At 35.7% G+C, this 10,541-nt stretch carries 5 protein-coding genes, 8 tRNA genes and 1 rRNA gene; all 14 read right to left on the minus strand.

Features of this window, described 5'->3' with window-relative positions; genetic code table 11:
* Positions 1-23: 23 nt before the first annotated feature.
* Positions 24-1,460, minus strand: coding sequence for a glycosyltransferase family 39 protein (locus tag CCC31_RS05200; RefSeq protein ID WP_260978680.1), 1,437 nt, complete (start codon positions 1,458-1,460; stop codon positions 24-26).
* Entirely contained in the window at positions 1,444-3,006 is a 1,563-nt protein-coding gene (locus CCC31_RS05205; RefSeq protein WP_347993454.1) for an NAD(P)/FAD-dependent oxidoreductase, read from the minus strand. Before CCC31_RS05205 ends, CCC31_RS05200 begins: the two co-directional genes overlap by 17 nt.
* Positions 3,007-3,240: 234 nt before the next feature.
* A complete protein-coding gene (locus CCC31_RS05210) occupies positions 3,241-3,423 on the minus strand; it encodes a hypothetical protein (protein WP_290850058.1) in 183 nt (60 codons plus the stop codon).
* 130 nt (positions 3,424-3,553) lie between these two features.
* Positions 3,554-4,813: a ComEC/Rec2 family competence protein gene (locus CCC31_RS05215; protein ID WP_290850060.1), complete on the minus strand. Its 1,260-nt coding sequence runs from the start codon at positions 4,811-4,813 to the stop codon at positions 3,554-3,556.
* 214 nt (positions 4,814-5,027) lie between these two features.
* Positions 5,028-5,101: transfer RNA gene (locus tag CCC31_RS05220), tRNA-Arg, on the minus strand.
* 87 nt (positions 5,102-5,188) lie between these two features.
* The gene (locus tag CCC31_RS05225) at positions 5,189-6,487 is read right to left on the minus strand and encodes a GH25 family lysozyme (protein WP_290850063.1); all 1,299 of its coding nucleotides are present in this window, start codon (positions 6,485-6,487) and stop codon (positions 5,189-5,191) included.
* 149 nt (positions 6,488-6,636) lie between these two features.
* Positions 6,637-6,720, minus strand: a tRNA-Leu gene (locus tag CCC31_RS05230).
* A gap of 22 nt (positions 6,721-6,742) precedes the next feature.
* Positions 6,743-6,815: transfer RNA gene (locus CCC31_RS05235), tRNA-Val, on the minus strand.
* A gap of 31 nt (positions 6,816-6,846) precedes the next feature.
* Positions 6,847-6,920, minus strand: a tRNA-Ile gene (locus CCC31_RS05240).
* A 5-nt stretch (positions 6,921-6,925) separates the two neighbouring features.
* Positions 6,926-6,998: transfer RNA gene (locus CCC31_RS05245), tRNA-Thr, on the minus strand.
* A gap of 46 nt (positions 6,999-7,044) precedes the next feature.
* Positions 7,045-7,116, minus strand: a tRNA-Glu gene (locus tag CCC31_RS05250).
* A gap of 37 nt (positions 7,117-7,153) precedes the next feature.
* A tRNA-Asn gene (locus CCC31_RS05255) sits at positions 7,154-7,225 on the minus strand.
* A 109-nt stretch (positions 7,226-7,334) separates the two neighbouring features.
* Positions 7,335-10,213 (minus strand): 23S ribosomal RNA (locus tag CCC31_RS05260).
* A gap of 201 nt (positions 10,214-10,414) precedes the next feature.
* Positions 10,415-10,488: transfer RNA gene (locus CCC31_RS05265), tRNA-Gln, on the minus strand.
* Positions 10,489-10,541 lie beyond the last annotated feature (53 nt).

Here is a 10,541-nt window from a genome sequence, read left to right on the forward strand (position 1 = left end):
TATAAATATTAAACATTTTTATATTAATATGGGCTTTCTGCACAAACAATAAATAATATAAAACTACAAATACTTGTGACTATAACGCACAGATTAAACAAAACAGTGGTTATACTCTTTTTTTTGTTATTAGCTTTCATACATTGCTTATTATTTTCCATTAATCCAAGCATCATCATTCCTGATACCAGGGTTATTACTATATATCTAAAGTTCATCGTGCAAATATAAGGATATTTAAAGCAAAATATTATGTAACTTATAAATACACTCCAAAAACTGATTATAAACAAAATCCTTCTATTTATGTTGATTTTTTTATCTACTATTCCTTTCACAGTAGAAACTAATCCCATAATATAAAGAATTGTAGAGCTCCACATCATAAGTATTCCCATTACCCATTCAGGAATTGATTTAATACTTAGAATTCCTTCATCAAACACCATTGTCATCATTGTTTGTCCCCAGATATTATAATATTTATCAGTTTGTGAAATGTCAATTCTATACCCAAATAGTTCATAAATACTTGGCAAACCAATCCTATCAATTAAAGTATGATATCCTAAATACATTTCATCACTTTTTGGATCAAATACATAATTAAACGGTATTCCGTAAAGTACATTATTTCTTATAGCCCAGAACATTCCTAAAGGAACACATATAATCCCGAATAATACAAATTGTATTATCAGTTTTTTTCTCATATTTTTATTTACTATTAATTCGTGTAAAAATACAAAACCTATAGCTGGTGCAATGATACCTGCAGAAGTTTTAGTCATCATTGCAAGTCCCATAGATATTGCAATGCCTATTATATTTTTAAGGGAATGATTTTCACACCAACACAATGTAAAATACATTGCTAAAACACTTAGCATTATCATCAGCATATCATTATTAAGAGTTACCCCTAATATGTAAAAAATAGGACAAAACGAAAAAAATGTTGCTAAAAATACTAAGTTTCTTCCCTTAATTCCAATCTTTTTTGCCATCACAAACAAGAGCATTGTTGTATATATTGCAATCAAAGTAACAAATACTTGTATTACGTCAAATGCAAATATAACGTTTGTTTCGAACATCATTGTAATCCCCATTAAAATTGCCGAAACAATATAAAAAAATGGTGGATGGTAGAATTGAACCATTCCTTCAGGTGAAAAATCCGGCAAATGTTTGTATTGATAAATATATTGTATATATCCTAAGTGTCCATTTTCTATTGTTTTCCAATCAGAAATAAACCCTAAGTCATGTCTAGAAATATTACATGGAACTATAAGGCTATAAATCAATTTTGCAATACTTCCAATCAACAATATTCGCATACATATTTTCTCTATTTCTATTTCTGAAAGTTCATTTAAATTTGTAGTGTATAATTTTTCAAATTTATTTGTTAGTCCATTGCTTTTTGCTATGTTTGTTTTACTTTGTTTCTTCATGATACTCCTGCTCTGTATTAACATTCCAAATATTTGATTTATCTTTGTTTCCATTTAAAATGTTCTTTACTGCTTCAAAAGACGTTACCATAGAATGATCTATATTATTATATCTATGTTGCCCATTTCTACCTACACAATAAAGATTATCTATATTATTAATATACGAAATTAGCGTATCTATTTCGTTATATGTATCAAAATATGCCGGATATGCTTTCTTCACTCTTTCCATATGTGTATCTATAACTTCTTTTTTATCATTTATCAGTCCCATTTTTAACATTTCCGAAACGCCAAAATCCGAGAACTCCTTTTCTGTCATATTCCAAAACTCGTCTCCCTCTGTAACAAAATATTCTAATCCAATCCATACTGTATTCTTTAAATCTTTAACCATATAAGGAGACCAGTTATTGTAAATCTGAAATCTTCCCATCTTTACTCTTCTATCCTGCACATATACCCAACAATCAGGAACTATATTTGAAACTGTTTTTATCTTTGTTCTATTATTCAAATTTAGTTTTGATACCAATACTCCTAATGTCATATAATCACGATATGGCAACCCCTTTGCAATTCTTTTTTCATTGTCCGGAACATCATTCATTCCCAAAATTAAATCTTTAACAGGCATAGATGATACGAAGTAATGTCCATACATTTCTTTTTCGATTCCTTTTTCCTCATATGAAATTTTTATTATTCTATTTTCTTCATCTTTCCATATTTTTGTTACCTTAGCATTCTTTATAATAATGCCACCTAACTCCTGTACCTTTTGTGCCGTAACATCCCATAATTCGCCAGGTCCCAACTTAGGATACTTAAATTCTTCGATTAAGGATGTTTCAACCCTCCTACCTTTTTTGTTGATTACTTTTCCAAATATATCTTTTATTATTGCAACTACTGATAACCCTTTAACTCGTTGACTTCCCCAAGATGCATCAATTTCTCTTGGATGTCTTCCCCAAAGGTTTTCTGTATAATATTCAAAAAACATTGAATATAATTTTTTTCCAAATCTATTAATATAAAAATTTTCTAAATTATCTTCCGGTCTTTTATGGATTAATGCTGCTAAATAGCTAATTCCCACCTGCATAGTTGTAAGAAATCCCATATTCTTTAATGTTTCCATTTTTAACGATACCGGATAATCATAAAATTTATCATCGAAAAATATTCTAGATACTCTACTTCTTGATAACATTACCTTATCTTCTTTTTCCGGATCCGGTCCATTTTCATCAAGTGTTACATCTCTATCTAAAATCTTGTCATCCATAGCTGGTTTTCCCTGCATTGGCAGCATTTTTTCCCACCATTCATTGACTTCCGATATTTTTGAAAAAAATCTATGTCCTCCCATATCCATTCTGTTTCCATTATGTTCTACTGTTCTTGAAATTCCGCCAAAGCAGTCGCTTTCTTCAAATACAATTACCTGTATATCCTTTGATTTAATAAGTAATTCATATGCTGCTGTTAATCCTGCTGGCCCTGCCCCTATAATAACTGCTTTTTTCACTTTATACATTTTCTCCTTCTCTTATAACAATATTATTTATTGTAACATATTCTGAACACCATATGTAAAATTGTTTTTATAATTCTTATATGCCTTATATTGCTCATTTAAAGATTCCAGCTAACTAAATTTGTATACTTTTTTAATAAACATCTTACTTTTATTCAACTAACAAAAAATAGAGGTATTTTGCACTAAATTGCAAAATGCCTCTACAAAAAGCAAGTTTTCTAAAAAAATATCTTAATATTTATCTGAACAATCTTCTTCTTTGTTCTTTGAAGTTGAATTTTTTGATGTCGAATTCTTTGATGTTGAATTTTTTGAAGCTGCATTTTTTGATGTTGAATTATTTACAGCTTTATTTTCTTCATTTGAAGCACTATTTTTTGAATTTGAAAATTCGTTTGAATATTTTTTTGACATAATGTCCTCCTAAATTCATTTTTGTTACATAAGTATTATGTCTCAAATATTTTCATTTATTCATAAAAATAGTAAAAAAAATTATAGTTATAAAATTTATTGATTCTTTGAACCCACTTTTTATTTTCAGCTAGTACTTAAAACAATTTTGGCATTTACTATATCCTTGTCCCTCTACCTCTTCTAATGTGCCATCAAAGTATACTTTATTATTCTCGTTCATTTGTTTTACGCTCTTACAATCAGCTTTATGAATTTTTTTAGTATTTTTATTCAATACATATTTTTCACTATTATCTGATTTATTTGAAATTATATTTTCGTTCTCCTGATTATTATCTTCGTTTTGAGTTTCAAATTTATTATCTTGTTTATTATAATCCGAACTTTCATTTAATTTTTTTCCCGACTCTAATTTATTATATGAATCTTTATTAAATCTTATTTCTTTTTCTGAAAATGAGAATTCAATCTCACCTTCTATATCCGTTCTGTATATTTTTGCTCCTATCTTATTAAGTTTTTCCAATGTTTTATATGCTGGATGTCCATATGAATTGCCTTTTCCAGCGCTTATTACTGCATATTTCGGATTGACTTTATTCAAAAATTCATCTGAAGTCGAACCACTGCTTCCATGATGATTCACTATATAAACATCAGATTTTATATCCATTCCATTTTTTACAATCTCTTCTTCTGAAACATTAGTTGCATCCCCTGCAACCAAAAAGCTTTTATCGTTATAACTAAATCGTATTCCTACAGAATAGTCATTTACATTGCTATATCCTGTAGAATTAGGTGCTATTATAGTAAATTTACCTTTTCCTAATGAATATGTTTCTCCCACAACAGGTTTTATTTGTTTTATTTTTTTATTCTCAATAATGTTAATAAACGAATTATATACTCTTGTTGTAGTTGTATATTCAGGACAAATAACATTTTTTACATCAAAAACATTTAACGCCCCTACCACTCCGTTTAAATGATCTGCATCATAATGCGTCGCAATTACATATTTAAAATTTGTAATTTTCTTTTTTTTCAAATAACTTACCACATATGATGACTTATCTGAGTCTCCTCCATCAATAAGCATATATTCACCATCTGCTTCAACTAAAGTGCTACTTCCCTGACCTACATCCAGCACCCATATATTGCATTCTTCCTCATTAACTGAAGCATTTACAAACTCTTCTGTACTAGTTTCAATTTCATTTTCATCCAACAAATTATTGGAAGTCGTTTCTATATCATAATTAACACTTTGACTTTCATCATTATAATTTATATTCTCTATATCTTCACATCCAACTGATAATATTAATATCATTGCTACATATGTAAATAATTTAATTAATTTTTTCATTTCTATTTTCAAATACAAACTCTTTTGTATTTGAAACTCTCCTTTCTAAGATTATATATAATAGGCGTTTGCAAAACGCCACAAGCCGCATAAATACGGTGTTTTTTACTTTAGCAAAATGCTTTAATCTTATATTATATGTTTAATTACAATCATAATATATTTCAAAATATATATTATATTTTTTAAAACAAAAAATCCTCTAGATAAATCTAGAGGATTTTAATGTACGTGACAGGATTCGAACCCACGACCTTCTGGTCCGTAGCCAGACGCTCTATCCAGCTGAGCTACACGTACATACAATATCGTTTTACGCGACATTGCATATTCTACATTAAAATTAGTAAAATGTCAATATTATTTTATTATTTGTACATAATTTAATTATTTATATGTAAATTTATTATTATCTGTAATTTTATTATTTTTACATATAAAGCTAACATTTAGATCTAAAGGATAATTACATCCTTTCATTCTTCCTTTATCTGAATATTGCCAAATAAATACATTTTCTAAATCATAATCTCTAAAATCATTCTTATCATATGTCCATCTTGCAACCCAAAGCCCATATTTTGCCAATTTATTTGTATATAAGAAATCTCTAAAATAGTTTGCATCGGAATATATTACTGTATTATATCCTGCATCTTCTACTGTCTTGCAAAATGCATCAATAATTTTTGTGTTTTTCTTTTTTAATTTTCGCTTTCTTCTGTAATCATTTTCAAAATCATATGCTATTGGATAATCAATATTATATTTTTTCATTTTCTTAATTACATATTTTGCTTCCTTCTTTGCTTCACGTATGTTATCAGCATAACTATAAAAATATACGCCAATCTCTACTCCATTAGCTTTTGCATTTTTCATATTATATTTAAATTTTTTATCCTTTATTCCACCCTTTTTAGAATCTCCATACCCTATACGAATCATTGCAAAATCAACGCCTGATTTTTTTATTTTTTTCCAATCAATTTTTCCATTGTGATGTGATACATCAATTCCTTTTTCCTGAATAGCCATTCCATAACTATTAGATATTTTACTTGTATATGTTATTCCATCTATATTTTCAAATGCCTTTACTTTGTATTTATATACTAACTTTGCATTTAATTTAGTACTATTATTTAATATGTTATATTCTGTATTTTTATCAATATATTTTCCTTCATTTTCATATACTGTTCCTATTTTATCCCAATTTTTATTATCTGAACTTTTATATACATAATATCCTGACGCATATGGATTAATATCCCAAGTGATACAAATTTCATCACCCTTTCCTGTTTTTGCAGTAACGTTTGTTACTGTCTTTGGATCTCCAACTATTTTCTCCGATTCATCACTTTCTGCAATTTTTTTTGAATACCTATATGAATATATAACGTATCTATATTCTTCACCTGTTTCAACATTTTCATCTAAATATTTATTTCCATAATTTACTGTATCATATTCTTCAAACTTTCCATCCTGATTAGTTCTATAAACTACATACTTTGTCGCATTTCTAACTACATCCCATTTTATTGCTATTCCATTTTCATTATTTTTAGCATAAACAATTTTGTTATTGATTACTTTTGCCTCTGTATTCACATTATTACAAAATATAATTCCCGTCATCAAACATATGCTTGTAACTGCATATAATAATTTTTTCATTATTTTTCCCTCATACCTTCTTTAATTTTTCAGATGTATCTTATACTAATACTAATTATAAACTATTCAACATTAAGCAATATTTTAAGACAATACCTTAAAATATAAACTAATGCATAAAAAAACAAGCAACCTAAGTTGCTTGTCTATGCCGGCGACCGGAATCGAACCGGTACGATATTGCTACCACAGGATTTTAAGTCCTGCGCGTCTGCCAGTTCCGCCACGCCGGCTTCCTCAGGCTTTTCGCCTTGATGGGACCTACAGGGCTCGAACCTGTGACCCCCTGCTTGTAAGGCAGGTGCTCTCCCAGCTGAGCTAAGATCCCTTGCTGTTTTCTTCTTTTCTTTTGAGTTCAATGGACCTGCGGGGACTCGAACCCAGGACCGACCGGTTATGAGCCGGTTGCTCTAACCAACTGAGCTACAGGTCCAAAAAAGCCGATGAACGGACTCGAACCGTTAACCTGCTGATTACAAATCAGCTGCTCTGCCAATTGAGCCACATCGGCATGTCTTTGCTTTCTTGTTTCCTTTTTCTGTTTCTTCTATCTTTAATGACTCCAAGGGGATTTGAACCCCTGTTACCGCCGTGAAAGGGCGGTGTCTTAACCGCTTGACCATGGAGCCTCATTTCTTCTCTGTTTACTTCCTTATACAATAAAAACTCCCCGAGTAGGGCTCGAACCTACAACCCCTCGGTTAACAGCCGAGTGCTCTACCATTGAGCTATCGAGGATTATTTCTTTTTTTCTTTTTCTGTTTTGATTATACATTCAAAACTGCACACCAACTAATCTTCCAATCTCTTTCCTTCCTTGGATAACTTTTCCTCAAATTCCTTCCTTATGGTTAAGCCCTCGACCTATTAGTATCAGTCAGCTGCACGTGTTACCACGCTTCCACCTCTGACCTATCAACCTTGTAGTCTTCAAGGGGTCTTACTACTTTCGTATGGGATATCTCATCTTGAGGGGGGCTTCACGCTTAGATGCCTTCAGCGTTTATCCCTTCCAAACTTGGCTACTCTGCCATGCATTTGGTAATGCAACAGATACACCAGAGGTTCGTCCATCCCGGTCCTCTCGTACTAAGGACAGCTCCTCTCAAATATCCTACGCCCACGCCGGATAGGGACCGAACTGTCTCACGACGTTCTGAACCCAGCTCGCGTACCGCTTTAATGGGCGAACAGCCCAACCCTTGGGACCTACTACAGCCCCAGGATGCGATGAGCCGACATCGAGGTGCCAAACCACTCCGTCGATGTGAACTCTTGGGAGTGATAAGCCTGTTATCCCCAGGGTAGCTTTTATCCGTTGAGCGATGGCAATCCCACTTTATACCACCGGATCACTAAGTCCTACTTTCGTACCTGCTCCACCCGTCGGTGTCGCAGTCAAGCTCCCTTATGCCTTTGCACTCTGCGAATGGTTTCCGACCATTCTGAGGGAACCTTTGAGCGCCTCCGATACCCTTTCGGAGGCGACCGCCCCAGTCAAACTCCCCACCTGACATTGTCCACCAGCCGGTTCACGGCTGCATGTTAGAAACCCAATACTGCAAGGGTGGTATCCCAAGGGCGACTCCTCGCAAACTGGCGTTCACGTCTCCTAGTCTCCCACCTATCCTGTACATGCAATATCGAATCCCAGTATCAAGCTAGAGTAAAGCTCCATGGGGTCTTTCCGTCCTGGCGCAGGTAACCAGCATCTTCACTGGTACTTCAATTTCACCGGATGCATTGTCGAGACAGTGCCCAAATCATTACGCCTTTCGTGCGGGTCGGAACTTACCCGACAAGGAATTTCGCTACCTTAGGACCGTTATAGTTACGGCCGCCGTTTACTGGGGCTTAAATTCAAAGCTTCGCTTATGCTAACCTCTCCTCTTAACCTTCCAGCACCGGGCAGGCGTCAGCCCATATACATCACCTTTCGGTTTCGCATAGACCTGTGTTTTTGCTAAACAGTTGCTTGGGCCAATTCTCTGCGGCCTGATTTCTCAGGCACCCCTTATCCCGAAGTTACGGGGTCATTTTGCCGAGTTCCTTAACAATGCTTCTTCCGTCGGCCTTAGGATTCTCTCCTCATCTACCTGTGTCGGTTTACGGTACGGGTACAATGTACACTATAGCGGCTTTTCTCGACAGCCAGCTCACCAGCTTCGCTACTTTTATTTCGCTCCGCATCACGTCTTCAGATTGAACAGCGGATTTGCCTACTGTTCTCCTACCTCGCTTGCACCGGCTTTTCCATTTCCGGCTCTGGCTCTCTGTCTGTGTCCCCACAGTTCTGATACATTGTAGTACAGGAATCTCAACCTGTTATCCATCGACTACGTCTTTCGACCTCGCCTTAGGCCCCGACTTACCCAGGGCAGATCAGCTTTACCCTGGAAACCTTAGATATTCGGCCGTGAGGATTCTCACCTCACTCTCGCTACTCATTCCGGCATTCTCTCTTCTTACCCTCCACTGCTCCTTTCGGTACAGCTTCGTCGAGCTAAGAATGCTCCTCTACCAATGACTATGTCATTCCTCAGCTTCGGTGTTGTGTTTTAGCCCCGGACATTTTCGGCGCAGGACCTCTCGACTAGTGAGCTATTACGCACTCTTTGAATGTATGGCTGCTTCTGAGCCAACATCCTAGTTGTCTTCGAAATCCCACATCCTTTTCCACTTAACACTCACTTTGGGACCTTAGCTGGAGGTCTGGGCTGTTTCCCTTTTGACTACCCAACTTATCTCGTGCAGTCTGACTCCCAATCATCATCTTTACGGCATTCGGAGTTTGATATCTTCGGTAAGCTTTGACGCCCCCTAGGATATTCAGTGCTCTACCTCCGCAAGACTAAATTGAGGCTAGCCCTAAAGCTATTTCGAGGAGAACCAGCTATCTCCGGGTTCGATTGGAATTTCTCCCTATCCACACCTCATCACCACCCTTTTTCAACGGATGTGTGTTCGGACCTCCATTGCCTTTTACGGCAACTTCATCCTGGACATGGATAGGTCACCCGGTTTCGGGTCTACTCCACTGACTTTTCGCCCTGTTAAGACTTGGTTTCCCTTCGGCTCCATACCTTAAGTACTTAACCTCGCCAGTAAGCGTAACTCGCCGGACCGTTCTACAAAAAGTACGCGGTTCGAGCATGTATAGCTCTTCCACAGCTTGTAAAACACAGGGTTTCAGGTTCTCTTTCACTCCCCTCCCGGGGTTCTTTTCACCGTTCCTTCACAGTACTATGCGCTATCGGTCACTAAGGAGTATTAGGCTTACGGGGTGGTCCCCGCTCATTCCATCAAGGTTTCTCGTGTCTCGATGTACTCTGGATACTGCCATGTCTTTTAGTTTTCGCTTACGGGGCTTTCACCCTCTTGGCCGGCTTTCCCAAAACCGTTCTGCTAACTCCAAGAATCATTATGCAGTCCGAACCCCACGGTGCACGCACCATGGTTTGGCCTCTTTCCATTTCGCTCGCCGCTACTTTGAAAATCGATTTTTCTTTCTCTTCCTCCGGCTACTTAGATGTTTCAGTTCACCGGGTTCCCTCTGCATGTGCTATTATTTACCATGCAGTGACTGGAGTTCTTCCAGCCGGGTTTCCCCATTCAGAAATCAACGGTCATTGGATATTTGCTCCTCTCCCGCTTATCGCAGCTTATCACGTCTTTCTTCGGCTCTTAGTGCCAAGGCATCCACCCTGCGCTCTTATTAGCTTAACCATCTTTTCTCTCGGTGCATAGCGTTACACCGGATGGCTTTCTTTTGAGTTTATTTTCTCTTGTGTTTGTTCGCATCTTTCGATGCGCCTCGGATGTCTTGAAATTGGCATGTGCATATATTTTACTATATGACATTCTTTTTCTAGATTATTTCAGTATGCAGTTTTCAATGTACAATCTTTTGAAGTATCTCTACTTCAGTGGAGACGGAGAGATTCGAACTCTTGACCCCCTGCTTGCAAAGGCAGGTGCTCTCCCAACTGAGCTACGCCCCCTTAGTAAAGGTTTTACTTTTTTCAATTGTTTTTTCTTTTAGAATGGGCTTGAA

It is taken from the genome of Eubacterium sp. LMAG:50 (genome assembly GCF_008680265.1).
In the GTDB taxonomy this organism is placed as follows: Bacteria; Bacillota; Clostridia; order Lachnospirales; family Lachnospiraceae; genus Eubacterium_U; species Eubacterium_U album.

Excerpts from the sequence above, each read along its gene's own strand:
- CCC31_RS05225 (WP_290850063.1), bottom strand. The coding sequence starts at position 6,487 with ATGAAAAAATTATTATATGCAGTTACAAGCATATGTTTGATGACGGGA.
- CCC31_RS05205 (WP_347993454.1), bottom strand. The coding sequence starts at position 3,006 with ATGTATAAAGTGAAAAAAGCAGTTATTATAGGGGCAGGGCCAGCAGGA.
- CCC31_RS05200 (WP_260978680.1), bottom strand. The coding sequence starts at position 1,460 with ATGAAGAAACAAAGTAAAACAAACATAGCAAAAAGCAATGGACTAACA.
- CCC31_RS05210 (WP_290850058.1), bottom strand. The coding sequence starts at position 3,423 with ATGTCAAAAAAATATTCAAACGAATTTTCAAATTCAAAAAATAGTGCT.